Genomic DNA, 23,377 nt, shown 5'->3' on the forward strand with positions numbered 1-23,377 from the left:
GATGCCAACCTCGGCATTCTTGGCGGGGGGACGCGGCGGGCACGAAGGCAGCTTCAGCAAGGTCCCGCACCGGCGACCGAGGCCGGCCCGGGACCGAAGCGAGCGGCCGAGAGGCCGCTCGCGGTCGCGGTGCGGCGCGGTTTAAGGCCTTCAGCCGTTGGCGACGGCGGCGCCGATTTCCGCGTTGGTCATCGGCGAACCATTGATGTTCCAGGTGCCATCGACCGCATGGACGCCATTGGCCCAGATGCGGTCCTTCGGCAGGCGGCGGCCGGACAATTCGTGCAGGATCTCGGTCGCATCGGTGAAGAAGCGCTCTTGAACCGCGTGATCGGCCAGGGCGAATGACGGCGTCTTGGTCTCGATCCAGGCGCCTTCCACCGGCCTGCCGCCGGCGAACGTCGCGCCCTTGGGCAGGATGTTCACATGCGCGGTGACGTTCGGCGTCATGACTTTGTTGCCGGACAGGCCGTGGGCGGCGAGGAACGCATCGGTGATGCGGGCGATGGCCTGCGCTTCGGCGCCATCGGGCAGAACACCTTGGGTGAGGGTGAGCGTGAGGGGCATAAGCGACACCTGTTGCTGGAAGGCCTGCGACCACAGCCTTGCCGTTGGATTGCGATCGTTATATAACGACCGCGGCAATCCATAGGATAACGATCGCTATGGAGTCAATTCCGAAAATAACGATCGCTATGGATTGTGGGCGTCGACATGCGATACGGGGCTGGACACCGGGAAGAAGCGCGAACCCGAATGATCGCCGCAGCAGGCCGGGGGTTCCGCCGCAAGGGCTTCGGCGGCATCGGCGTCGATGGCCTGGCAAAAGAGGCGGACGTGACCTCGGGGGCCTTCTACGGCCATTTCCCCTCGAAGGATGCGGCGTTCAAGGAAGCCGTCGTGGCCGGCGTCAATGAATTGCGGGCCGCCATCGAAACGCTCCGGGCCGAACACGGGGCAAAATGGATCGAGGTCTTCATCGACTTCTATTTGGGCCAGAAGAGAACCTGCGAGCTGGGCTCAAGTTGCGCTTTGCAGAGTTTGGCGCCCGACGTCCAGCGCGCCGACAGCGAGATCAAGGGTGCGTTCGAGGCGGAGGCAGATCGGGTCGCGCGCGCCATTGCGGACGGATTGCCCGGCAAGGCGGATGACGTGCGGATGCGGCGGGCATGGGCCCTTCTGTCCATCCTGTCCGGCGGCGTCACCCTTGCGCGATCGGTGCAAGACGCGGCTGCGGGGGAGGCCATTGCGCAAGCGGTTCGTTCAGCGGCCCTGGCGATCGCAAGGAAGGGCTGACACTCCGGGCCGCGATCGGGCGAGGCCAGGCGGCAGCGCTGGGCGGTGCCACGGATCCGCCCGGCGCGCCTTGCTGACGGGCAACCGGCCCGGTTCGCGCGGCCTGGGCGGAAATCGACCCGTTCCTCGCGCGAAGGGGATGCCCCGCGCGGCGGCCTGCGGACCTGCGCCTGCTTTCCCACGCCGAAAGGCCGGTCCCGGCCGGATCCGGAAGAGATGCGCCCGTGATCATGGCGAAAGCCAATGGCATCGAGCTGACCCCGGATCATTTCGGCCGGAGGTGATCCGAGGCTCCCGTTGATCGCCGGTTGCGGGCTCAGAGGATGCGCCGGGCCGTCCCGTTGTGCCAGGAACTGGCGGCACGCGGCTATCGCGTGATCCGCTTCGCCCGTCGCGACGCCGGGCTCTCGGCGCAGTCCGGCCAGTTCCCGCCGGCCTCGGCCGGCGCCCTGCCGGCTTCGCTTCAGCTCACGGCGGAGCGGCCGTCGAACCGGGCGCGCGCGGATCCGTCGAACCAGGCGCGCGCGGATTGGATTTCGCCCTGCTTGGCCTGCGCCCATTGGGCGAGCGCCCACAGGGGATCGATGAGCGAGCGCCCGAGCGGCGTCAGCTCGTACTCGACCGTCGGTGGGATCGTGGCGAAGGCCCGACGCTCGACCATGCCGTCGCGTTCCAGGCCGCGCAGCGTCAATGTCAGCATGCGATGGGAGATGGTGCCGATCGATGGTGCCGATCCTGCGCAGGATCGCGTTGAAGCGCATCGGGCCATCGGCGAGCGCGCCCACCACCATCACACGCCGCGAGCCCCATGAGCTGGACCTTCATGCGCCATGGCCTCTACACGGACGGGCAGCTGTGGTTCCTGCCACAGGCGCTGAAGTCGGGGAGCTGGGCGACCGCGACCCGCAACAAGCCGCGCCATTATGTGACGCGCGACGACTGCGCCCATGCCGTCGCGGCGGCCCTCGCCTCCGGCGACACGACGCAGCGCATCCACGAGATCAACGGACCTGCCGCGCCGACGCCCGAGGAGGTCGCGGCCATCGTGTCGGGCGTCACCGGCAAGCCGCCCGCCCACGCCGACATTCCCGTCGATGCGCTGCGCAAGGGGCTCGAAGGCGCGGGCCTGCCGCCGACGCTGGTCGGCGCGATGAGCGGGTTCGACATCGCGACCGCGCTCGGATTCTACGGGACGGTCACGCCGACGGTCGAGGAATTGACCGGCCGCGCTCCCACCTTGGTCCGCGATTTCATCATCGCCAACAAGGCCGCGTTCCTCGCTGCCGGTTAGGGCCGGGGGCGGGGCGGGCGATGCCATGGCGGGCGTGCCGCAGCCCGTCGCCGGAGCGATACCGGCACATCCAGGACGAACGTCCTGAAATGCCGGCAATCGGCCCGATGGGGTGCACGGGTCGGCTTGTGTCGAGAGGCATCTTTCGCCGCCGCGGGCCGCCCGGTCCGCCCGGTCCGCGCGTCCGGTCGCCCGTGCGCGAGCGGGCACACGCCTTTGCGGCCCGGTTGCCGCGCCAAATTGCGGGCCGATCGACCGGCCATAGGCAACCGCGGCTTGGTTGCCTATGGCCGGATCGCGCCCTAGCGCACCGTGAGCGCGCGGCGGCAGGGCGCGGAGAGCCGGGCCGAGTTCGCCACCAGGCAGGCGGCGATGTTGCCGCCGCCGATCGGCACGCCCCGGCAGAAGGTCCGCACGTCGGCGCCGCAGTACTGGCGCACCAGCATGATCTCCTCGCGCGGCGACAGGACGATCGCCCGCGGGGCGGGCGCGGGGGCGGGGGGCGCTGCGGCGGCCGGCTTGGTCGTCGGCGCGCCGGTGGCTGGCGGCTTCGTCGGCTTGGCCGGCGCCGGCGCGGCCGTGGGCGCCGGCGCTGCCGCCGGCGCGGTGGTGGTCGTTGCCGGGGCGGGCGCCGGTGTCGCAGCGGGGGCCGCCGCGGGCGCGCCGGCGCCGCCGATCGCGGTGACCGCGCTCTGGCAGCCCGGCGAGAGCTTCGCCACGTTCTTCTGCAGGCAGGCGAGGGCCGCCTGCCCACCCGGCGAGACGCCGGAGCAATTGGCGCGGAAATCCGACTGGCACGAGGCGCGCAGCGCCTGCTGCTGGGCGCTGGTCGGCGATTGGGCCTCCGCCGCGCTGCCGACGAGCAGCCCGGCCGCCAAGGCAGCCGCCGAGAAGCCGGCTCGGATGAGCGTATGCGTGATCATGGTCGCCTCCTCCTTCCCTTGGCCCGCCGCGATGCGGGCCTCTCCCGCAAAGCCGCATGGCGGGCCGCGGAGCAACGGCTATTTCTGCCCGGACCCGGTCCGGACCAACCGGGCGCCGCGCGCCGCCCCAGCGGAAGGCTTGAACTTCGCCGCCGCGGGCTTGGACTTCGCGGCTCCGATGGCCTATTGCGTGCTCCCGCCTCCGGCCCGCCCGCACGGCGGAGCCCGTTTCACCACTGTCGCACCGATCGCCATGACCGCGCCATCCCTTGCCGACTTCCGCCGCATCGTCATCAAGGTCGGCTCCGCCCTCATCGTCGATTCGGCGCGTGGCAGGGTGCGCCTGCCGTGGCTCACCGCGCTGGTGGAGGACATCGGCGCGCTTCATGCCAAGGGCAGCGACGTGCTGGTGGTCTCTTCCGGCGCCATCGCGCTCGGCCGCACGGTGCTCGGTCTGCCCAAGGGCGCGCTCAAGCTGGAGGACAGCCAGGCCGCCGCGGCCGTGGGCCAGATCGCGCTCGCCCGCACCTGGTCCGAGACCCTGTCGCACGAAGGCATCACGGCCGGCCAGGTGCTGCTGACCCTGGGCGACACGGAGGAGCGCCGCCGCTACCTCAACGCCCGCTCGACGCTGGCGCGCCTGCTCAACCTGCGCGCGGTGCCGGTCATCAACGAGAACGACACGGTGGCCACCTCCGAGATCCGCTACGGCGACAATGACCGCCTCGCCGCCCGCGTCGCCACCATGGCGAGCGCCGATTTGCTGGTGCTTCTGTCCGACATCGACGGGCTCTACACCGCGCCGCCGGCGCAGGACCCCGACGCCCGGCACATCCCGGTGGTGCCGCGCATCACGGCGGAGATCGAGGCCATGGCAGGGGGCGCCGGCTCCGAGCTGTCGCGCGGCGGCATGCGCACCAAGATCGAGGCGGGAAAGATCGCCACCACCGCCGGCACCCACATGCTCATCGCCCCGGGCCACGGCAAGAACCCGCTGAAGCGCATCCTGGATGGCGGGCGCTGCACCTGGTTCCTCACCGCGGCCAACCCCGCGCGGGCGCGCAAGAGCTGGATCGGCGGCGCGCTGGAGCCGCGCGGCGTGCTGCATCTTGACGCCGGCGCGGTGACGGCGCTGCGGCGCGGCTCGAGCCTCCTGCCGGCGGGGGTGACCCGGGTGGAGGGCGGGTTCGAGCGCGGCGACGCGGTGGTGCTGCGCGGCCCCGACGGCGGCGAGATCGGCCGCGGCCTCGTCGCCTACGACGCGGACCATGCCGAGCGCATCAAGGGCCGCTCCACGGCGGAGATCGAATCCATCCTCGGCATCAAGGGCCGCGCCGAAATGGTGCACCGGGACGATCTGGCGCTCGGGGCGCCGTAGAGGTCAGGGGGCGACGGCGGCCCGGCGGCCCCCGGCGAGCCCCACGTCCACGATTGGGCCGCCCTGTCCACGCACCAGCCTGAAGCCGGACGTGGCGGGCGCGGGCAGAGGATGGGCCGCGAACTCGCGCGCCCCGTCCCGGAAGGTGATGAACCGCAAGGTGCGCCGGTCGAGGCTCGGCACCGCGAGGTCGGCGATGCCGTCGCCATTGAAGTCGGCCACGGCCGAGAGGCCGAGCTCCGCCGAGCCCGCCACGTGGTTGGAGACGCCGCCGAGGGAGGCGATCTCCACGAGCCGGCCGCCGGAATAGCTCAGGACCCGCAGCCGGCCCAGCGCATGGGGTTGCTGCACATAGGCGATGTCGAGCCGGCCGTCGCCGTTGAAGTCGGCGATGCCGGCGGGATTGAGCCACCGGTTCGGGCCGCCGGTGGCGGGACCCGCGGCGAGGATGCGCAGCGCCCCGTCCCGCTCGCCCACCACCACCACGGCGGAGCCCTCGCTCAAAGACGAGCGCACCACCACCACCTCGTTGCGCCCGTCGCCGTCGAGATCGGCGATGCGCGCCGCCCGGTCCTCGAACACCTGGTCGGGAGGCAGAGCGAGCTTCAGCGTGCGTCCGTCGGCAAGGCGCGCGACGAGGCTCGACGGCTCGACGTCGCGGCCGAGGACGAAATGGCGGTAGCGCTGGGTGGGATCGGTGAGAGCCGCCTCGGTGATGCTGCCCGCGCCGCCCCCCGCCTGAGCCAAGGCGGGGGCGGCCGGCGCGAGGAGCGCGGCGCAGGCGAGCCAGCACAGAAGCGACGGCGCGATCGAGTTCGACGGCATGGTGCTTGCCCCGGCCGGGGGCGCCCGGTCGCGGGGCAACTAGCATGCCCCGTGCGCGCCGCACCTCACAAAGCCGCGCGCGGCCCGCCGACGCGGTGCGGCGATCGCGCGACGCAGGACCGGCCACGGCGCCGACGCTGCTCGACAGGTCGCGCCGCTTCAGATACCGGTCGCGCACGCGGCGGTTGAGCGCGGACGTAGGGGCTCCGCGCATCGTCCGGCTGGGGGCGAGGTGGCCATGGACATGCGCGTGAAGCTGCCGGTTCGCGGAACGATCATGCTCGCCTTGCGCTGGACCTGGGCCATCGCAAGGCATCATTGGCTCTTCCTTTTGGCCTATACGCTGATTCCCGGCGTGTTCATGGCTGTCATCTTCGGATCGGCAGCCGACTTCGCTCTGATCCCGGCCGCGGCTCCCTCCGCGTCTTGGATCGCGCTGGACCTTGCCATCATGCTCGCTGACATCTGCGTCTATGTGGCGTTGGCCGTGCTCACGCACAATGAGGTGGAGCATGGGTTGGGCAGCCTGACCGGCCTCGCCCTCGGCGGATGGATCGGCCGGGCTTTCGGATACGTTTTCGATTTCCTCCTCCTGTTCCTGGGCGTGAGCCTCCTCACGATGATTGGCCTCGCGGCCATGATCGGATTGCTGATGATTGGGCGGACCCTGCTGGGCCCTGCGGCGATCCAGGTCCCACTGTTCATCAGCCCTTTTGTCTTCATGGCGGCGTACGTTGCCGTGCTCGCCCGCCTGGTTCTCCGTCTGCCGACGCGGGCGCTGGGCCATCCGATGCCCTGGAGCGAAGTCTGGAGCATGGGACGCGGCAATACGCTGCGGCTCCTCGCTTGCGGTCTTCTCGTGGTCCTTTTGTTGGTGGCGGTGACGCTGCCGGTGGAACTCCCGCTGTTGGTCTTCTACCTGCCCTTGTTCCCTTTCCCGGACGGGCCGCCGGCGGCTGCGCCGTTCTCTCCGGGAGCGATGTATGAGCAATTCGCAGGGCGTCTTCCTTTTGTGCTGGACTTGGCCGTGTCGCTATACTTCGCCCTCGTGAACGTCATCGCCGTCATCCTCCATTGCTCCGTCCTCTCGATCGCCTACGGCCATCTGCGGGAGGGCCTCGACGACCCCTACCGGGGCTTTGAGGTCTGAGGCGCGGCCTGGCTCGGGCGTCTGCGCCAAGGGACCAAGGCGCCCGCGCCGGTTGCGCCGATCTGTCGCTTTTCCTATCTGCCGTGGTAGGGAAGTGCGTCCCCATCCGCGGGACGCTCCTGATTTTCGTCGCGAGACACCGCCATGCCTTCCGCCGCTGCCGCCCGAGCCGACCACCCCGCCGAAGCGGGCCGGCCCGTGCCGCCGGCCGAGCTCGGCGCCTTCATGGCCGCCATGGGCCGGCGCGCCCGCGCCGCCGCGCGCGTGCTCGCGCTCGCCGATCCCGCCGCCAAGACCGCGGCGCTGAAGGCCGCCGCCGCCGCCATCCGCGCCGGCGCGGCCGAGATCCTCGCCGCCAATGCGCAGGACGTGGCGCAGGCGCAGGCCGCCGGCATGACCGGATCGTTCCTCGACCGCCTGACCCTCAGCCCCGCCCGCATCGCCGCGATGGCCGAAGGCATCGAGACCGTCGCCGGCCTCCCCGACCCGGTGGGCGAGGTGGTGGACCGCTGGACGCGGCCCAACGGCCTCGTCATCGAGCGCGTGCGCACGCCCATCGGCGTGGTCGGCGTGATCTATGAGAGCCGGCCCAACGTGACCGCCGACGCCGCCGCTCTGTGCCTGCGCGCCGGCAACGCGGTGATCCTGCGCGGCGGCTCGGACGGGCTGAGGAGCTCGGCCGCCATCCACCGCGCCCTGGTCACTGGGCTGGAGGCCGAAGGCCTGCCCGCGGACGCGGTCCAACTGGTGCCGGTGGCCGACAGGGACGCGGTGGGCCACATGCTCGCCGGGCTCGACGGGACGGTGGACGTGATCGTGCCGCGCGGCGGCAAGAGCCTCGTCGCCCGGGTGCAGGCGGACGCGCGGGTGCCGGTATTCGCCCATCTCGACGGCATCAACCACGTCTTCATCGACAAGGCGGCCGACCTCGCCATGGCCAAGAGCGTGGTGCTCAACGCCAAGATGCGCCGCACCGGCGTATGCGGCGCCGCCGAGACGCTCCTGGTGCACAAGGACGCGGCCGCGACCCACCTGAAGCCGCTGGTTCAGATGCTGATCGACGCCGGCTGCGCGGTGCGTGGCGACGCGGCGGTGGCGGCGGCCGATCCGCGCGTGGCGCCCGCCACCGCCGAGGATTGGGACACCGAGTATCTGGATGCGATCATCGCCGCCAAGGTGGTGGGCAGCCTGGACGAGGCCATCGCCCATATCGACGCCCACGGCTCGCACCACACCGACGCCATCGTCACTGAGGATCAGGCGGCGGCGGACCGGTTCCTGGCCGAGGTGGATTCGGCCATCGTGCTGCACAACGCCTCCACCCAGTTCGCCGACGGCGGCGAGTTCGGCTTCGGCGCCGAGATCGGCATCGCCACCGGCCGCATGCATGCGCGCGGGCCGGTGGGTGCCGAGCAGCTCACCTCGTTCAAGTATCGCGTCCACGGCCAGGGCCAGACCCGGCCGTGAGCGCGCGCCTGGCGACGAAGGGCGAGGCGGAGGCCGCGCTTGGCCCGGTGTGCCTGAGCGCGCGCGCGGCGCGCCGTCTGCCGCTGGCGACGCCCGGCCTCAGGGTCGGGCTGTTCGGCGGCTCCTTCAATCCCGCCCACGGCGCGCACCGGGCGGCGAGCCTTCTGGCGCTGCACCGGCTGCGGCTCGACCGGGTGTGGTGGCTCGTCACCCCCGGCAACCCGCTCAAGAACAACAGCGATCTGCCCGGTATCGAGGCGCGCGTGGCGTTCGCCCGCGCCGTGGCGCACCATCCGCGCATCGACGTGACCGCCTTCGAGGCGGACTATGGCGTGCGCTATTCCTACGAGACCGTGCGCCTGCTCACCGCGCGGATGCGCCAGGTGCGGTTCGTCTGGATCATGGGGGCGGACAATCTGGCGCGCTTCGACCGCTGGCAGCGCTGGCGCGAGATCGCCGATCTGGTGCCCATCGCGGTGGTGGACCGCATGGGCCAGAGCCTCGCCGCCACCGCCTCGCGCGCCGCCCAGGCGCTCGGGCGCTACCGCATCGAGGAGAGCGACGCGCCTTTGCTGGCCAACCTCGCCCCGCCCGCCTGGGTGTTCCTCCACGGGCTGAAATCCCCTGTGTCGTCAACGCAGATCCGGGCGGCGCGGCGGGACGGGGCGGGGCCATCGCCGGCCTGATTGCGAGTAACCCTTGAAAATTCGTTGATTTGCCTGCATTCTGTTCTGGTGCGCGCGGGTGCGGCCACCCGCGGCCCACGCAACGCGAGAGGATACGGACCCCTGTCCACGACCGCTCTCCCGGCGGCCGCCCCGATGAAGGCGCCCGCCCCGCTCTCCGAAGCGCTCGACGCTGAGGAGATGCTCGCACTCGTCATAGCCCGGCTCGAAGACGACAAGTCCGAGGACGTCGTTTCGATCGACCTGCGCGGCAAGACGTCCATCGCCGACTTCATGGTGATCGCCTCGGGCCGCTCCCAGCGGCACGTGGGCGCCATCGCCGAGCACCTCATCGAGGCGCTGAAGCAGGCGGGCGTCAAGGGCGTCAGGATCGAGGGACAGCCGGCCTGCGACTGGGTGCTGATCGACGCGAACGACGTGATCGTGCACATCTTCCAGCCTGAGGTCCGCAGCTTCTACAATATCGAGAAGATGTGGTCCGGCCCCGCCCGCGCCTGATCGGCGGGCAGGAAGGGTGCGTCTCGTCCTCGCCTGCGTCGGCCGGCTGAAAGCCGGAGCCGAGCGCGACCTCGTGACCCGCTATCTGGACCGGGCCCGCGCCGGCGGGCGGCAAATCGGCTTCACCCAGGTCGACATGGTTGAGATTGGCGAATCCACCGCCCGCCGCCCCGAGGACCGCATGGCCGAGGAGGGCGCGGCTTTGGTCGCCGCCTTCCCCGCGGACGCGGCGCTGGTGATCCTCGACCCGCGCGGCCAGAACCTGTCGAGCGAAGCCTTCACCGGCTGGATCCGCGAGCGGCGCGACGGCGGCGTGCCGGCGATCTATTTCGTCATCGGCGGCGCGGACGGGCTGAGCGGCCAGGTGCGCAGCCGTGCGACGCTGCTGCTCGCTTATGGCGCCGCGACCTTTCCCCACCAATTGGTGCGGGTGATGGCGGCCGAGCAGCTCTACCGGGCCGTCACCATCCTCTGCGGCCACCCCTATCACCGCGCCTGAGCATCGCTCGGCGCCCGGCCGCCGGGCCTGACGCATTGACAGGACGCGGCTTCGCCCTTATCACGCCGGCTCGATCCATCAAACAAGGTGTCGACGAGCCGCGCGGCATGCGCGCCGCGGTCGGCCGAAAGCTGGTTACCATGAAGATCCGCAATTCCCTGAAGTCGCTGCTCGGCCGCCACCGGGACAACCGTCTCGTGCGCCGCAAGGGCCGCGTCTACATCATCAACAAGACCCAGAAGCGCTTCAAGGCGCGCCAGGGCTGATCCCGGCGCCAGTTCGGCCGACGCGCGATTGGAGCGCGTCGCCGCCGGCATCGCCGGATCGTGACCCACCACCGCGCGCCCCTGCCTTTCTGCCGGTTGACGAACGGCGGCGGACGCTCGACACTTTTCCCATGAGTGCCGAGACCACGCCGCCTATTTCTGTTTTCGCGCCTCGGGTGCGCGCCCTCCGCCTCGCGGCCTGCGGCTTGCTGGCGCTCGGCCTTCTCGGTGGCACCGCCCGCGCCCAGGCGCCTGCGCCCGGCCAGCCGAAGTCGGCGCCGCAGGCGGCACCCAAGCCGGACCAGAAGGCCGCCGAGGTCCCTAAGCCCCGGCCGCCGAAGGATAAGCGCACCCAGCTCGAGGGCCTGTTCGCGGCCTTGAAGGTGGCGCCCGACGACCGCTCCTCGAAGCAGATCGCCGACCGGCTCGAGCAGATTTTCTCCGATTCCGGCTCGCCCAGCTGCGACATCCTCATGGCCCGTGCCCTGGCGGCGGCGGACGCCAAGCAGTATGACCTCGCGCTCGAACTGCTGGACCAGGTGATCGTCATCGAGCCCGATTACATCGGCGCCATCAGCAAGCGGGCGACCCTGCGCTACATCAAGGACGACTATGCCGGCGCGCTCGCCGATCTGCGCGAGGTGATCGCCCGCGAGCCGCGCCACTTCCCCTCCATGTACGGCCTCGCATTGATCTTCCGCGACCTGGGCGACGACAAGCGCGCCCTCGAGGCGGTGCGCCGGGCGCGCGCGGTCAATCCGCGCATCGACGGCTCCGAGGACATGGAGGAGCAGCTCGCCGTGAAGGTGGAAGGCCGCAACATCTGAGCCCCGTGGCGCAGGCCGCGGCGCGCAGGGTGCGGGGAGGCGCCGACCCTGGCCTTCTGCGCGGTCACGCCGGCCTGGGCTGCCGGTCCTCTCGGCTCAAGGTCTCCTGGGCGGCGGCGGGGGCAGGGGCGCGGCCGCCTGGGGCGGCGGCCTCGACTGGTTCGCCTCCGTGAGCTGGACGGTCCAGGATTTCTGCTGCTGCGTGTCCACCTCGAAGAAGCCGGTGCGCTCGAAGCCCCGCGCCAGGCAGTCCTCGGCGCCGCGGATGGTGAATTCCTTCTCCCGGGTGCACATATGGACCTTGCCGGCCCATTCGCCGCCCTGGTCGTAGTCCACCGCATACAGATAGTAGAAGCGGGCCGGCAGGTCGCCGCGCAGCAGCGTCTCGCAGCTGTTGGCGCTCACGTTCCACCAGCCCTCGGTGAGCCAGGTGTCGCCTTCCTTGTAGCCGATGGCGATGCCGATGCGGCTCTGGGTCCGGTTGCACAGGCGGAAGTCCGCATGGGCGGCGGCGGGCCAGAGCACCAGCGCCAGCGCGGCAAGGGCCGCGAGGCGCACCGCTGCCGCGCGACCGCCGAAGGGCCGGGAGCGGATCGCGCCTGGTGTCATGCCGAGGAAGCCGCGAGACATCTTTCCGCGTTCGATGGATCCATGACCTTCCGCCCGAGGCCTCGACTTTTGGCCGAGGCCGCGCCGGGTGGGTTTGTGTGCCCGCCTTGGGCGGCCGCGTCAATGCTCGGCGGGCCGGCGCACTTCTGGACGCCCTTCGCGGCGCGACGAAGGCGGGCGCGGGCGGGCGACGAGGAGGCCCGCCACCACCAGCGCCGAGCCGGCCCATTGGGCCAGGCTCAGGCCCTCGCCCAGGAACAGCGCGCCGAGGGCGGCGGCGCTGACCACCTCCAGGAAGAACACCAGGGCGCCGAACACCGGCGGCACCACGGCGAGCCCGACCGAGACCAGGCCGAGCCCGCCCACTTGGCTCACGAGGGCGAGCGCGAGCAGCGCCGCGATGCCGTTTGTCGATGCTGGCCAAATAGTTGGCTCCAGCGCATGGGCGACGATGAGCAGCGCCAGACTGGTCACGGCGGTGGAGACCAGGGTCACCGTCGCCGGCCCGCTGTGGCGCCGGGCGGCGCGGACCGCGAGGAAGTAGCCGGCGAAGAACACGGCGGTGACCAGCCCCGCCGCGTCGCCGGGCAGCCGGGCGGGATCGAGGTGCCAGCTTTCCCCCACCAGGGCCAGCGCGCCGGCGGTGCAGAGCGTTAGCCCGCAAAGGCTTGCGGCCGAAATCCGGGCGCGCAGCACGAGCGCGGCATAGAGCGTCACCCAGAGCGGCGAGGTGGTGGCGAGCACGGTGGCGTTGGCGACGCTGGTGCCGAGAATGGCGAGGTGCCAGAAGATCAGATCGCCGGCGAAGAACAGCCCCGCCACCAGGCTCGCGCGCGGCAACGTGCGGCGCGTCCCGGTGCGATTCGCCCCGTGTGGTTTTCCGGCCAGCCCCGCCCAGGCGGCGAGGAAGGGCAAAGCGAGCGCGGCGCGCCAGAAGGCGCTCGCGAACGGCCCCACGTCCGCGAATCGCACGAACAGCACCGATGCCCCCATGGCGAACGCGCCGAGGACGAGGGCGAGGATGCCTGGCGCGAGGCGGGATGGCGACTGGGCAGTCATGGGGCGAGGCTTGTGGCGGGCGGATCGGCGGGCGCGGCGGCGGGGGCGAAGGCTGCGGTGGGGCGGTAGACTCGCATGCCGCCGGCCGCGGCGAAAGCCGGCGCGATGGCGCACCGGGGCGTGGAAAGCGGGGACGCGTCCTTGACGGCGCCCGGGCGCAGGGCCTCTATCGACGGCCCATCAGCTTGAGGAGTCTGCCAGGTGGCGGAAGACGTGTCAGATGCCCCCGCGGGGTTCGCCAAGGAACAGCTGAAGTCCCTCATCGAGCGCATCGAGCGGCTCGAGGAGGAGAAGAAGGCCATCGCCGACGACATCAAGGACGTGTTCGCGGAGGCCAAGGCCAACGGCTTCGACGTGAAGGCGCTGCGCACCATCCTGAAGATCCGCAAGGAGGACGTGGACGATCGCAAGGAGCACGAGGCGATCGTCGACCTCTATTGCCAGGCGCTCGGCATTTTCGCATGACACCCGCCGGGCCGGGCGCCGCCCGGCTTTGGCCTCGGCCCGGGCCTCGGCCCTGGCCCGGGGCTCACATGCGCTGGCTGACCACCACGGACGGCGCGCGGAAGGCGTAGGTGGGCAGCGGCACCACCGCCGCCCCGCGGAAGCGCGGATCGAGCCCGAAGCTGCCGTCGCGGGAGAAGCCCTGCGCCACCACGGTCTGGGGCGGCGACACGAAGGCCGTGAACACACGCAGCTCCGGCGGCCGCAGGGTGAGATCCGAGGCGAGGCTCGGCGACAGGAACAGCCGGTCGAAGGTCGCGGCGGAGGCCGCCTGCACCACCGGTTCGGGGGCCTGCGGCACCGGCTTGCCGCGCGCGCGCAGCCGGGCGACGGCCGAAGGCGGCGCCGGGGCAGCGGCGTGCGCCGGCGCCGCCAGCACGGCGCCGCCGTGCAGCGGCGCGGCCTCGGGACCGATATTGCCCGCCGCGGCATAGCCGAGCGCGGCGCCGGCATCGTAGAGCGAGCCGCCCACCGGCGCGCCGGTGATCAGCTCGGGAAGCGGGGCGCCGGGAAGGCTCGCCACCTGCACGCCGGGCACCGGCGCGGCGGGCTTCGGCTCCGCCCGCGCCGCCGGACGGGACGGCGGCAAGGGGGCGCCGGCGAGGGGGGCGCCCGCGAGCGAGGCGGTGACGATCGCGGCGCCGGCGATCTCGGCCGGACGCGGGCGCGGCAGCGGCGCGGCGGCGAGACGCGGGGCGGCGGCATCGGCGGCCGGCGCCGGGGCGGCGGTGGCCGGGGTCTTGGCGGCGGCGGCCGAGGCCACCTGCGGCTCGGACCCGCGGCTCTCGTCTTCCTCCTCGTCCTTGCGGCCCATGAGCTTGCTGAAGAAGCCCTTGATGCCCTTGCCGGAATCGGCGGAGGCCACGGTTACGCCGGGGCGCGAGCCCCGCGCTTCGATCTCGGCCAGCGCCACCTGATAGTTGGCGAGCGGCTTGCCGTCGGAGGGGATGTGGACGGTCTTGCCGTCGGGGAACACGCGGGCCAGCTGGTCGTGGCTCATGCGCGGCCAGTGGCGCACCGAGCCGGTATCCATATGCACGAACGGCGAGCCGGAGGTGGGATAGAAGCCGACGCCGCCCCGCTGGAGCCGCAGGCCCGCTTCCCGCAGGCGCGCGAGCTCGACGCCGGGGATGAAGAAGTCCATGGCCTTGCCCAGCATGTGCTGGGAGGTCTTCGCCACGCCGCGGCTGCGCGAGCGCAGCATGGCGTTGGTGGCGGGAGACCGGTAGGAGCTCACCACCTGGATCGGCGCCTCGACGTCGGTCTCGCGACACACCTCCCAGAGGATGTCGAACAGCTGGGGGTCCATCTTGGTGGGCTCGTTGGTGCGCCAGTCGCGCAGGAACCAGTTGAGCTTCTCGAGCACCGCGGCGTCATAGCGGCCGTCCTTCTTGAACGTGAAGGTGCCGCTCTCGCCGGTATGGGTGTGGTGGATGGCAAGGGTGCGGGTGTCGCCGTTGGCCACCGCATTCTGCAGCGCAGTGGTGCCGCACACCGCCAGGATGACGCCTAACCCCGCGACCTTCAGCCGATCGAGCGCGCCGGCGAGGCGGGAGAGAAGGGATTGCGGCGCGGCGGTGATCTGCAATGGCTCGAACCCGAGGCTCAGGTCTGGTCGGTGCCGCGACTGTTGCCGTGGCGCGATGCAATCGGAGTCTTGTCGGGTTCGGTTAAGGGCGGATTTACGCCCGTCGCCCCCATGTCACGCCGTCGTGAGTAGCGGCGGACTATGGCGAAAACGTGCCGACGCCGATTTCCACTTGACCGTGGCCATCGTGCCACGGCGCCTGTCGGCGAATCGGCGGTCGGGCGCCGCCGCCGGGGTCAGCGGGTGCGGCTGGTCTGGTTGTCGGCGATCCGGCGGCGGCCATCGAGGCCGAGAATGGCCTTCACCTGCGCGTTGATGCCGTAGAGGTCCTCGCGCACGCTCAGCCGGCCGGCGCCGTCGACCACCGCGTTGAAATAGACCACGTGCACCGGGAAGCGCCGCTTGAGGTTCACGTAGCGCTCGGCGCTGCCGAACATCTTCGCGATCCGCCCTTCGGTCCAGGTCTCGCCGGGCATGCCCAGATTGAAGATCACCTCGCCGAACTTCAGCGGCTCGTAGACCCGCATGCAGCCGTGGCTGTAGGCGCGGCGCTCGTTCTGGAACAGCGCCCGCGAGGGCGTGTCGTGGAGATAGACCGAATGGTCGTTGGGGAACATGAACTTGATGCGCCCCAGCGCGTTGCGCTCGCCCGGCGGCTGGCGGAAGGAGACCCCGCCCGAGCCGTTGCTGACCACCTGGATGCCGCGCCGGCCGAGCGCGCTCGGGTCGGCGCGCAGCAGCGGCATCATCTCGTTGCGGGCGATCGAGGGCGGGATGTTCCAGGCCGGGTTCACCACCACGTACTGCATGTCCCGGGTGAGCAGCGGGGTCGGGGTCTGCGGCTTGCCCACCACCACGCGGGTCTCGTGGACCTTCCTGTCGCCCTGGTAGATGCGCACCATGAACTCGGGGATGTTGACCATCACATAAGCCTCGCCCAGGTCGCGCGGCAGCCAACGCCAGCGCTCCATGTTGGCGATCACGTCGGTGGCCAGGCTGCCGCCGCCCCCACCCGCATCCTTGTTCAAGGCGGCGATGGTGGAGGCGCCCACATTGCCGGTGGCGGAGACGCCGCTCGATTCCTGGAACGCCTTCACGGCCTCCACCAAGGCCTGGTCGTAGATCAGATCGTTCGCCGCGCCGGCGGCGCCGAGGCGGGTGCGCAAAGCGGGAACGCGCGGGTCGCTCGCGCCGGGCCGCAGCAGCGGGCCGGCGGGGATCGCGACGATCTTGGGCGCGGTCTGGCCCGCGACCTCCTTGAGCTTCGCCTTCAGCGCCCGGTAGCCCGCATGGGGCGGGTTGAAGCCGGCGAGGGCGGCGTCGGCGTCGGGCGCGTCGGCGAGGGTCTCGAGCACCGCCGCCGGGTCGGGGATGTCGCGCTTCGGCGTCACCAGGGCGGAGATGCGCGAGGGTTCGAAGCGGCCCGCTTGGGCGTGGCGCGCATAAGTGAGGGCGGCGACCGCGAGGTGCAACTCGGCGCGCGCCAGCGTCAGGGCGTCGGCCCGGCGCGGCAGCGGCGGCACGGCGTAGTCGTCCGGGTCGAGGCCGTCCTCCGCCGCCGCGCGCAGGCGGGCGATCACCGCCATGCCGCGCGCGTCGAAGCCCGCGGCGTCGACGAAGATCGGCCGGCCCTCGCGCGCGCCGTAAAAGGCGGCAAGGCCCTCCTGGAACGACTTGTTGGCGGTGACGGCCTCGGGCCGCGCCAGCAGGGCGCGCACCTCGCCCGCCACCAGAGCGAGAGGATCGGCCTGGGCCACGGGAGCGGTGTCCGCAGGCGGCATGACCGCCGGCTGCGCGGCGCTCTGGGCGGGGGCGGGCGGCAGCGCGGTCCCGGTGTTGGCCGCGCTGGCGGCGGGCGAGGCCGGAATCGGCTGAGCGGCCGTCGCTGCGGGGCCAGCCGGGGGCGCCGGCAGAGGCGCCTCCGCCTGGCTCGGCGCGGCGCGGGACGGCGCGGCGTGCTCGGCCGGTTGCGCGGGGGGCGCCGCCGACGGCGTGGCGGCCTGGAGCGGGCTTGCGTGCTCGCCGCTGCCGGCGGCATCGATGCCCGACACCGCGGTGGAGGTGCCGAAGCCGGCGGAATGGGTCACCGGCGCCGCCGCGGGCTCGGCGCTCCGGCCCGGCGGCAGGGACATGGGCCCCACATTGCCCGGGCGGAAGATGGTGGTGGGCGGGGAGGCCAGCGCCGCGCCGGCGGGAAGCTCCGCGGCGCCGGGAAGGTCGGGCTGCTCGGCGCGCAGCGGGCTCGCGCCGAGCGTGGCCATCAGCGCCGCGAGCATCGCCGCCCGCGCGCCGGCGGGCGCGCGGCGCATCACCTGGCTGCCGCACGCCACCGCACGCCCCAGCTTCCCCTGCAGATCAACCCGCATGGGTCCGACCTCCTCAAAATGGCCCGCGAGTTGTCTAGGTGCCGCTTCGATGCCGGCCGATCAACTCACAAGCTTGCGTAGCGCAAGGAATTCGTTCGTCTGTAACTTGGCAGCAACAAACCCTGCGACGGGAGGTTCCGGGGTCCGGCCGATATGGTTACTCGGCGGCTATCGCCGGCGAAGCGGGGCTGGACGCCGCTTCCGCTGCGGCGGGTCCGGCGTGCTCGATCTGGGCCAGCTTGCGGTAGAGCGTCGAGCGGCCGATGCCGAGGCGCCGCGCCACCTCCGTCAGGCGCCCGCCATAAAGGGCGCAGGCAAAGCGGATCAGCTCCGCCTCCACCGCGTCGAGCGGGCGCACATGGCCGGCGCCGTCCAGCAGATCGAGGCGCTCGGCCGGGACGGCGAGGGGGCGGCTCGCGCCCGGGTCGGGCGCCACCCGGTCGGCGAGGCGGATCACCTGCGCGGAAATGGGGGCCGTCGCGGACGGAGTGCCCGAAGCGGGGGACGTCCCGGCGCGGCGGGGCGCCGCGTCCCGGCCGCGCGCCAAAGCGTTGGCGAGCGCCACTTCGAGCCGCAGGGCGCCGGCCGGCTTGACCACGAAGTCGCAGGCGCCGGCCCGGATCGCCGAGCGCGCGCCCTCGAGGCCGGCGGGCGTCACCGCCACCACCACCGGAACGGCGTCGCCGCGCGCGGCGAGCGCGCGCAGCACGCCCATGCCGTCGAGGCCGGGCACCACGAGATCGAGCAGCATGGCGTCGAACGGCTCGCGCGACAGGCGCTCCAGCGCGGCGTCGCCGTCCTCCACCCAGCTGGTGCGGTGGCCGAGATGGGCGAGGCAGGCGGCGAGGCGGCGGGCCTCGTCGGGGTCGTCCTCGACGAGGAGCAGGGATGAGGTCATGGGCGTCCGGGCTGGCGGGGGCGGAAGACAATGCGCGAGCTTGGCCGGCGATGGTTAAGGCAAGTCTAAGGCGCCGCGCCATTGCGCAAGACCCTTGCGGCGCAGCGGGGTTGGGAGGATTCTGGCGCCGGCCTTTCCGCGCCGCCGGCGCGCCGGGCCGGCCGGCGGGGCCGAATCGCCGGCGCCCGTCACCGCCCCCGCCCCGCTTCTTCCTGCCGTCCTTGCCGCCCCTCCTTGTCGCCCTCCTTGTCGCCCCACTTGCCGCCGCCCCTTGCCATTCCCGCTGCCATCCCCCTTGGCATCGGCCGCGGCACGGCCCAATTTCAGGCAACGCCCCTTTTCGGAGGTCCCATGTCCGTTCCGTTCACCGTTCCGTGCCCCGGTCTGCCGGCGCGCCTCCCCTCCGCCGGCGCGGTCCATGCGGCGCCCGCATCGGCCCGCGCCGCCATTGCCCCGGCGCAGGACCTGCCGGTGTGGAATCTGTCCGACCTCTATGCCGGCATGGACGCTCCCGCCCTCGCCGCGGACCTCAAGCAGGCCGACGCCGCCTGCCTGGTGTTCGAGGCCGACTACAAGGGCAAGCTCTCAGACCTGCTGGAGCGGCCCGACGCCGGCGGCGCGCTGGCGGCGGCGGTGCAGCGCTACGAGGCGCTGGACGACCTCATGGGGCGCATCGCCTCCTACGGCAGCCTGGTCTATGCCGGCGACACCTCCGACCCGGCGCGGGCCAAGTTCTACGGCGACATCCAGGAACGCCTGACCGACGCCTCCACCCACCTTCTGTTCTTCACGCTGGAGCTGAACCGGCTCGACGACACCAAGCTCGAGGCCGCCATGGCGACGCCGGCGCTGGCCTACTACCGGCCCTGGATCGAGGATCTGAGGAAGGACAAGCCCTACCAGCTGGACGACAAGATCGAGCAGCTGTTCCACGAGAAGGCGAACCCCTCCCGCAGCGCCTGGAGCCGGCTGTTCGACGAGACCATCTCCTCGCTGCGCTTCCAGGTGAACGGGCAGGACCTCGCCATCGAGCCCACGCTCAACCTGATGCAGGATCCCAAGGAGGAGGTGCGCCGCGCGGCCGCCCTCGCGCTCGCCGAGACCCTGGGCCGGAACGTGCGCCTGTTCACGCTGCTCACCAACACGCTGGCGAAGGACAAGGAGATTTCCGACCGCTGGCGCGGCTTCCCCGACGTCGCCTCGGCGCGCCACCTGTCCAACCGGGTGGAGCAGGAGGTGGTGGACGCCATGGTCTCGGCGATCCAGGCCAGCTATCCGCGCCTGTCGCACCGCTATTACGCGCTCAAGGCGCGCTGGTTCGGCAAGGAGCGCCTCGAATTCTGGGACCGCAACGCGCCGCTGCCGAAGGTGGCGGCGCGCGACATCGCCTGGAGCGAGGCGAAGGACACCGTGCTTCAGGCCTACGGCACCTTCTCGCCGCAGATGGCGGACATCGCCCGCGACTTCTTCGACAAGTCCTGGATCGACGCCCCGGTGCGGCCCGGCAAGTCGCCGGGCGCGTTCGCGCACCCGACCGTCCCCTCGGCGCACCCTTACGTGCTGCTCAACTATCAGGGCAAGCCGCGGGACGTGATGACGCTCGCCCACGAGCTCGGCCACGGCGTGCACCAGGTGCTCGCCGGCCGCCAGGGCGCGCTCATGGCGCCGACCCCGCTGACGCTGGCCGAGACCGCCTCGGTGTTCGGCGAGATGCTGACCTTCCGCCGCCTGCTCGCCGCCGCCGAGACCCCGCAGGCGCGCAAGATCATGCTCGCCCAGAAGGTGGAGGACATGATCAACACGGTGGTGCGCCAGACCGCCTTCTACAGCTTCGAGCGCGAGGTCCACACCGAGCGGCGCGCGGGCGAGCTCACCTCCGAGCGCATCGGCGAGATCTGGATGGCGGTGCAGAGCGCGAGCCTCGGGCCGGCGATCCATCTGGGCCCCGGCTATGAGAGCTTCTGGACCTACATCCCCCATTTCATCCACTCGCCGTTCTACGTCTATGCCTACGCCTTCGGCGACTGCCTCGTGAATTCGCTCTACGCGGTCTACGAGAGCGCGTCGGACGGCTTCGCCGAGCGCTATCTCGACATGCTGGCGGCGGGCGGCACCAAGCACCATTCCGAGCTGCTCGCCCCGTTCGGCCTCGACGCGCGCGACCCGGCGTTCTGGCAGACCGGCCTGTCGCTGATCGAGAGCATGATCTCCGAGCTCGAGGGCATGGAGGCCTAGGGCGTGCGCCCCGCCCGGCGCTCCGGGCCGGACGGCGGGCGCCGCCCGCAGGCCTTTACCTCTGCTCAACCAGAGCGCGGCAATGATGGGTCATGATGCCGCGCATCGGTCTCCTCGCCTGCGTGCTCCTCGCCACCGCCGTGGCCGGGGCAGGGCCGGCGCGTGCCGAGGGCGCCGGCGCCCCCCGGCCGGCCTCGCCGCGCCTCGCCCAGAAGGCGGTGCCGCTGCCGCCCCCCGCGCCGGGCAGGGGCGTGGGCCGGGAGGTGGACGGCGCGGCGCTGAAGGCCGAGGTGGCCGGCAACCGGGAATTCCAGGAGCGCCTGCGGGCGGAGATCGAGGCCGCCAAGGGCGACCGCGGCAAGCTCTCGCGCCTGCTGGTGGAGGCCTCCGGACGGGCGCGGGAGGTCGAGCAGCGCGTCATCGACCTCGAGGCGCGCATGGTGCGCCTCGACCAGGCGGCCTCGGCGCTGGACATCTCGCTCGCCCAGCGCCGCGGCGTGCTGGCCCAGGTGCTGGCGGCGCTGCTGCGCATGGGCCGCGAGCCGCCCCCCGCCCTCGTCATGCGCCCCGGCGACGCGCTCGACGCGGTGCGCTCGGCCATCCTGCTCGGCGCGCTGGTGCCGGAGCTGCGGGTGGAGGCGGAGACGCTCGCCGCCGACCTCACCGAGCTGTCGCGGGTGCGCGGGGAGCTCGCCGAGGCGCGCGGCGCGCTGACGCGCCTCGCCGCGGTGCTGGAGGAGGACCGCGCGCGCCTTGCCGCGCTGGTGGGCGAGCGCCAGCGCCGGCAGCAGGAGAGCGATCCCCTGCCGTCGGCCGACAAGGCGCAGGCCGAGGGCCTCGCGAAGACCAGCGGCGACGTGCACGATCTCGTGACCCGGCTGGAGGCGGAGGTGCCGCCCGCCGCCCGCGCCGCCGAGGCGGCGCAGGCCGCGGCGCCGCCGCCGCCCTCCGGCAGGCGCGACCTCGCGCCCCAGGACGACCCGGCGCGGCTCGCCCCCGCGATCGCCTTCACCGATGCCAAAGGCTTGCTGCCGCTACCGGTTGCCGGGGTGCGGCTGCGCGAGTTCGGGGCGCCGGACGCCGCCGGCGGGGCCGAGAAGGGGCTCACCATCGCCACCCGCTCGGGCGCCCCGGTGAGCGCCCCGGCCGACGGCTGGGTGGTCTATGCCGGCCCGTTCCGCAGCTACGGACAACTCTTGATCCTCAACGCTGGCGGCGGATACCATATTCTCCTGGCGGGCATGGACCGGATCTCGGTCGAGCTCGGCCAGTTCGTCCTGGCCGGCGAGCCGGTGGCGGTGATGGGCCGAGCGGGCAGGACGGGGATCCCGGCCTTGCCCGGCGGAAATCCAGCCTCGGCAAATCCAGCCTCGGGACAGCCCCAATTGTATGTAGAGTTCCGCAAGGACGGGGTGTCGATCGATCCCGCTCCCTGGTGGGCGGCAGCAACGGATAGTCGGAAGGTGCGCGGATGATGCGTCGGACGTCTTTGTTTATCTTCGGCGCGGCCGCCGGCGCCCTGGTGGCGTTCACCGTGGTGCAGCCGCGCCTGTTCCTCGGGATGGCCGCGGAAGCCGCTTCCTCCGACACCTATCGCCAGCTCGATCTGTTCGGCGACGTGTTCGTGCGCGTGCGCTCGGACTATGTGGAGAAGCCGGAGGATTCCAAGCTCGTGGAGTCCGCCATCAAGGGCATGCTCCAGGAGCTCGACCCGCATTCGTCCTACATGGACGCCAAGACCTACCACGACATGCAGGTGCAGACCTCCGGCGAGTTCGGCGGCCTCGGCATCGAGGTGAAGATGGAGGATGGCCTGGTGAAGGTCATCGCGCCCATGGAGGACACCCCGGCTGCCAAAGCGGGCGTGATGGCCGGCGACCTCATCACCAAGCTCAATGACGAGCAGGTGCAGGGCATGACCCTGACCGAGGCGGTGGACAAGATGCGCGGCGCGGTGGGCGCGCCGATCCGCCTCACCATCATGCGCAAGGGCATGGAAAAGCCGTTCGAGGTCAAGGTGACGCGGGCCGTCATCAAGATCCAGGCGGTGCGCTCGAAGGTGGAGGCGGACGACATCGCCTACATCCGCATCAACCAGTTCACCCAGCAGACCAATGCCGGCCTGGAAAAGGCCATTGACAACCTGACCGGCGAGATCGGCGCGGACAAGATCCGCGGCTACATCATCGACCTGCGGAACAATCCCGGCGGCCTGCTCACCCAGGCGGTGGAGGTGTCGAGCGCGTTCCTCGATCGCGGCGAGGTGGTCTCCACCCGCGGCCGCAATCCGGAGGAATCCCAGCGCTACAATGCCCGCGGCGGCGACCGCACCAAGGGCAAGCCGGTGATCGTGCTGGTGAACGGCGGCTCCGCCTCGGCCTCCGAGATCGTCGCCGGCGCGCTCCAGGACCACAAGCGCGCCACCGTGCTGGGCTCGCGCACCTTCGGCAAGGGCTCGGTGCAGACCATCATCCCGCTCGGCCGCGAAGGCGAGAACGGGGCGCTTCGGCTCACCACCGCGCGCTTCTACACCCCCTCCGGCCGCTCGATCCAGGCCAAGGGCATCGAACCGGACATCATCCTGGTGCAGGACCTGCCCGACGAGGAGAAGGCCAAGCTCGGCGCCACCGGCGACGGGCGCAGCGAATCCTCCCTGAAGGGCCACCTGAAGAACGGCGAGGAGGAGCAGACCGGCTCCCCCGCTTACGTGCCGCCGGAGACCAAGGACGACACCCAGCTCAAGCTCGCCATCGAGCTGATGAAGGGCCAGGTGAAGAACGCCGCCTTCCCGGCCGCCCCGGAAAAGACCAGCCGGGCCAACTGAGCCCGGCCCGCTTCCCGGCGCCCGGCGCGCCGGCGACGAGGCCCCGGCCGCAAGGCCGGGGCCTTTTTATTTCGGCGCGCGCTCGGCCGGAGGCGGCCCGAGGCGCCGGCCCGCAGGCGCCGCCTTGGCTTTCCGTAAGGGAAAAAGCGCCGGCCGGCGCGGTTTCCCGGGGGGGCCCGGGCGGAGGC

At 71.9% G+C, this 23,377-nt stretch carries 22 protein-coding genes and 1 pseudogene; 14 read left to right on the forward strand and 9 right to left on the reverse strand.

Going from position 1 to position 23,377, the window contains the following annotated elements:
* Window positions 1-150: 150 nt before the first annotated feature.
* The gene (locus ABLE88_RS17945) at window positions 151-567 is read right to left on the reverse strand and encodes a 4-oxalocrotonate tautomerase (protein ID WP_348833070.1); all 417 of its coding nucleotides are present in this window, start codon (window positions 565-567) and stop codon (window positions 151-153) included.
* A 147-nt stretch (window positions 568-714) separates the two neighbouring features.
* Here ABLE88_RS17945 and ABLE88_RS17950 point away from each other — a divergent pair, with 147 nt between their 5' ends.
* The gene (locus ABLE88_RS17950) at window positions 715-1,296 is read left to right on the forward strand and encodes a TetR/AcrR family transcriptional regulator (RefSeq protein WP_510182918.1); all 582 of its coding nucleotides are present in this window, start codon (window positions 715-717) and stop codon (window positions 1,294-1,296) included.
* Window positions 1,297-1,759: 463 nt separating this feature from the next.
* Here ABLE88_RS17950 and ABLE88_RS17955 read toward each other — a convergent pair.
* Window positions 1,760-2,087: pseudogene (locus ABLE88_RS17955) on the reverse strand (winged helix-turn-helix transcriptional regulator).
* 17 nt (window positions 2,088-2,104) lie between these two features.
* Between ABLE88_RS17955 and ABLE88_RS17960 the strand changes: the two are divergent.
* A complete protein-coding gene (locus tag ABLE88_RS17960) occupies window positions 2,105-2,587 on the forward strand; it encodes a Rossmann-fold NAD(P)-binding domain-containing protein (protein ID WP_348833072.1) in 483 nt (160 codons plus the stop codon).
* A gap of 302 nt (window positions 2,588-2,889) precedes the next feature.
* Here ABLE88_RS17960 and ABLE88_RS17965 read toward each other — a convergent pair whose 3' ends face one another.
* The gene (locus ABLE88_RS17965; protein ID WP_348833073.1) at window positions 2,890-3,510 is read right to left on the reverse strand and encodes a hypothetical protein; all 621 of its coding nucleotides are present in this window, start codon (window positions 3,508-3,510) and stop codon (window positions 2,890-2,892) included.
* Window positions 3,511-3,763: 253 nt separating this feature from the next.
* On the opposite strand from ABLE88_RS17965, the gene proB reads away from it, so the two are divergent.
* A complete protein-coding gene (proB, locus tag ABLE88_RS17970; RefSeq protein WP_348833074.1) occupies window positions 3,764-4,888 on the forward strand; it encodes a glutamate 5-kinase in 1,125 nt (374 codons plus the stop codon).
* A 3-nt stretch (window positions 4,889-4,891) separates the two neighbouring features.
* Here proB and ABLE88_RS17975 read toward each other — a convergent pair whose 3' ends face one another.
* Window positions 4,892-5,713: an FG-GAP repeat domain-containing protein gene (locus ABLE88_RS17975; protein ID WP_348833075.1), complete on the reverse strand. Its 822-nt coding sequence runs from the start codon at window positions 5,711-5,713 to the stop codon at window positions 4,892-4,894.
* 238 nt (window positions 5,714-5,951) lie between these two features.
* Here ABLE88_RS17975 and ABLE88_RS17980 point away from each other — a divergent pair, with 238 nt between their 5' ends.
* The 7 genes from ABLE88_RS17980 (at window position 5,952) to ABLE88_RS18010 (ending at window position 11,106) form a co-directional block, all read left to right on the forward strand.
* Window positions 5,952-6,863 carry a hypothetical protein gene (locus ABLE88_RS17980; protein WP_348833076.1) on the forward strand — a complete coding sequence of 304 codons (912 nt, stop codon included), beginning with the start codon at window positions 5,952-5,954 and terminating at the stop codon, window positions 6,861-6,863.
* A 225-nt stretch (window positions 6,864-7,088) separates the two neighbouring features.
* Window positions 7,089-8,330, forward strand: a complete 1,242-nt coding sequence (locus ABLE88_RS17985) for a glutamate-5-semialdehyde dehydrogenase (RefSeq protein ID WP_348833366.1) — start codon at window positions 7,089-7,091, stop codon at window positions 8,328-8,330.
* A gap of 47 nt (window positions 8,331-8,377) precedes the next feature.
* Complete coding sequence (locus tag ABLE88_RS17990; protein WP_348833367.1) at window positions 8,378-9,016, forward strand: nicotinate-nucleotide adenylyltransferase; 639 nt, start codon at window positions 8,378-8,380, stop codon at window positions 9,014-9,016.
* Window positions 9,017-9,151: 135 nt separating this feature from the next.
* Window positions 9,152-9,514 (forward strand): ribosome silencing factor, encoded by a 363-nt coding sequence (gene rsfS / locus ABLE88_RS17995; protein ID WP_348833077.1) that lies wholly within the window; start codon window positions 9,152-9,154, stop codon window positions 9,512-9,514.
* Window positions 9,515-9,530: 16 nt separating this feature from the next.
* On the forward strand, window positions 9,531-10,013 hold the full coding sequence (gene rlmH / locus ABLE88_RS18000; RefSeq protein WP_348833078.1) for a 23S rRNA (pseudouridine(1915)-N(3))-methyltransferase RlmH: 483 nt from the start codon (window positions 9,531-9,533) through the stop codon (window positions 10,011-10,013).
* A 140-nt stretch (window positions 10,014-10,153) separates the two neighbouring features.
* Complete coding sequence (gene ykgO / locus ABLE88_RS18005; protein ID WP_013167868.1) at window positions 10,154-10,279, forward strand: type B 50S ribosomal protein L36; 126 nt, start codon at window positions 10,154-10,156, stop codon at window positions 10,277-10,279.
* Window positions 10,280-10,455: 176 nt separating this feature from the next.
* A complete protein-coding gene (locus tag ABLE88_RS18010) occupies window positions 10,456-11,106 on the forward strand; it encodes a tetratricopeptide repeat protein (RefSeq protein ID WP_348833079.1) in 651 nt (216 codons plus the stop codon).
* 96 nt (window positions 11,107-11,202) lie between these two features.
* Here the strand turns inward: ABLE88_RS18010 and ABLE88_RS18015 are convergent, their stop codons facing one another.
* Both ABLE88_RS18015 and ABLE88_RS18020 read right to left on the reverse strand, forming a co-directional pair.
* A complete protein-coding gene (locus tag ABLE88_RS18015; RefSeq protein WP_348833080.1) occupies window positions 11,203-11,736 on the reverse strand; it encodes a DUF1036 domain-containing protein in 534 nt (177 codons plus the stop codon).
* 99 nt (window positions 11,737-11,835) lie between these two features.
* The gene (locus tag ABLE88_RS18020; RefSeq protein WP_348833081.1) at window positions 11,836-12,774 is read right to left on the reverse strand and encodes a DMT family transporter; all 939 of its coding nucleotides are present in this window, start codon (window positions 12,772-12,774) and stop codon (window positions 11,836-11,838) included.
* A gap of 201 nt (window positions 12,775-12,975) precedes the next feature.
* Between ABLE88_RS18020 and ABLE88_RS18025 the strand changes: the two genes are divergently transcribed.
* A complete protein-coding gene (locus ABLE88_RS18025; RefSeq protein ID WP_348833082.1) occupies window positions 12,976-13,239 on the forward strand; it encodes a DUF2312 domain-containing protein in 264 nt (87 codons plus the stop codon).
* 64 nt (window positions 13,240-13,303) lie between these two features.
* Here ABLE88_RS18025 and mepK read toward each other — a convergent pair whose 3' ends face one another.
* The 3 genes from mepK to ABLE88_RS18040 all read right to left on the reverse strand — a co-directional run bounded on the left by mepK (window position 13,304) and on the right by ABLE88_RS18040 (window position 18,130).
* Window positions 13,304-14,866 (reverse strand): peptidoglycan L,D-endopeptidase MepK, encoded by a 1,563-nt coding sequence (gene mepK / locus ABLE88_RS18030; protein ID WP_348833083.1) that lies wholly within the window; start codon window positions 14,864-14,866, stop codon window positions 13,304-13,306.
* 236 nt (window positions 14,867-15,102) lie between these two features.
* Entirely contained in the window at window positions 15,103-17,232 is a 2,130-nt protein-coding gene (locus tag ABLE88_RS18035; protein ID WP_348833084.1) for a L,D-transpeptidase family protein, read from the reverse strand.
* A 157-nt stretch (window positions 17,233-17,389) separates the two neighbouring features.
* Window positions 17,390-18,130: a response regulator gene (locus ABLE88_RS18040; protein ID WP_348833085.1), complete on the reverse strand. Its 741-nt coding sequence runs from the start codon at window positions 18,128-18,130 to the stop codon at window positions 17,390-17,392.
* 351 nt (window positions 18,131-18,481) lie between these two features.
* On the opposite strand from ABLE88_RS18040, the gene ABLE88_RS18045 reads away from it, so the two are divergent.
* The 3 genes from ABLE88_RS18045 to ABLE88_RS18055 all read left to right on the forward strand — a co-directional run bounded on the left by ABLE88_RS18045 (window position 18,482) and on the right by ABLE88_RS18055 (window position 23,189).
* Window positions 18,482-20,365, forward strand: a complete 1,884-nt coding sequence (locus ABLE88_RS18045; RefSeq protein WP_348833086.1) for a M3 family oligoendopeptidase — start codon at window positions 18,482-18,484, stop codon at window positions 20,363-20,365.
* Window positions 20,366-20,457: 92 nt separating this feature from the next.
* On the forward strand, window positions 20,458-21,840 hold the full coding sequence (locus tag ABLE88_RS18050; RefSeq protein WP_348833087.1) for a murein hydrolase activator EnvC family protein: 1,383 nt from the start codon (window positions 20,458-20,460) through the stop codon (window positions 21,838-21,840).
* Complete coding sequence (locus ABLE88_RS18055) at window positions 21,837-23,189, forward strand: S41 family peptidase (RefSeq protein WP_348833088.1); 1,353 nt, start codon at window positions 21,837-21,839, stop codon at window positions 23,187-23,189. Before ABLE88_RS18050 ends, ABLE88_RS18055 begins: the two co-directional genes overlap by 4 nt.
* The last annotated feature ends 188 nt before the right edge of the window (window positions 23,190-23,377 follow it).

The sequence above is a fragment of the Xanthobacter luteus genome (assembly GCF_040049235.1).
In the GTDB taxonomy this organism is placed as follows: Bacteria; Pseudomonadota; Alphaproteobacteria; order Rhizobiales; family Xanthobacteraceae; genus Xanthobacter.

Bases quoted from the DNA above. Each gene is read 5' to 3' on its own strand.
- ABLE88_RS17945 (WP_348833070.1), bottom strand. From the start codon at position 567: ATGCCCCTCACGCTCACCCTCACCCAAGGTGTTCTGCCCGATGGCGCC.
- ABLE88_RS17950 (WP_510182918.1), top strand. From the start codon at position 715: ATGCGATACGGGGCTGGACACCGGGAAGAAGCGCGAACCCGAATGATC.
- ABLE88_RS17960 (WP_348833072.1), top strand. From the start codon at position 2,105: ATGAGCTGGACCTTCATGCGCCATGGCCTCTACACGGACGGGCAGCTG.
- ABLE88_RS17965 (WP_348833073.1), bottom strand. From the start codon at position 3,510: ATGATCACGCATACGCTCATCCGAGCCGGCTTCTCGGCGGCTGCCTTG.
- proB (WP_348833074.1), top strand. From the start codon at position 3,764: ATGACCGCGCCATCCCTTGCCGACTTCCGCCGCATCGTCATCAAGGTC.
- ABLE88_RS17975 (WP_348833075.1), bottom strand. From the start codon at position 5,713: ATGCCGTCGAACTCGATCGCGCCGTCGCTTCTGTGCTGGCTCGCCTGC.
- ABLE88_RS17980 (WP_348833076.1), top strand. From the start codon at position 5,952: ATGGACATGCGCGTGAAGCTGCCGGTTCGCGGAACGATCATGCTCGCC.
- ABLE88_RS17985 (WP_348833366.1), top strand. From the start codon at position 7,089: ATGGCCGCCATGGGCCGGCGCGCCCGCGCCGCCGCGCGCGTGCTCGCG.
- rsfS (WP_348833077.1), top strand. From the start codon at position 9,152: ATGAAGGCGCCCGCCCCGCTCTCCGAAGCGCTCGACGCTGAGGAGATG.
- ykgO (WP_013167868.1), top strand. From the start codon at position 10,154: ATGAAGATCCGCAATTCCCTGAAGTCGCTGCTCGGCCGCCACCGGGAC.
- ABLE88_RS18015 (WP_348833080.1), bottom strand. From the start codon at position 11,736: ATGTCTCGCGGCTTCCTCGGCATGACACCAGGCGCGATCCGCTCCCGG.
- ABLE88_RS18020 (WP_348833081.1), bottom strand. From the start codon at position 12,774: ATGACTGCCCAGTCGCCATCCCGCCTCGCGCCAGGCATCCTCGCCCTC.
- ABLE88_RS18035 (WP_348833084.1), bottom strand. From the start codon at position 17,232: ATGCGGGTTGATCTGCAGGGGAAGCTGGGGCGTGCGGTGGCGTGCGGC.
- ABLE88_RS18040 (WP_348833085.1), bottom strand. From the start codon at position 18,130: ATGACCTCATCCCTGCTCCTCGTCGAGGACGACCCCGACGAGGCCCGC.
- ABLE88_RS18045 (WP_348833086.1), top strand. From the start codon at position 18,482: ATGTCCGTTCCGTTCACCGTTCCGTGCCCCGGTCTGCCGGCGCGCCTC.
- ABLE88_RS18050 (WP_348833087.1), top strand. From the start codon at position 20,458: ATGATGCCGCGCATCGGTCTCCTCGCCTGCGTGCTCCTCGCCACCGCC.
- ABLE88_RS18055 (WP_348833088.1), top strand. From the start codon at position 21,837: ATGATGCGTCGGACGTCTTTGTTTATCTTCGGCGCGGCCGCCGGCGCC.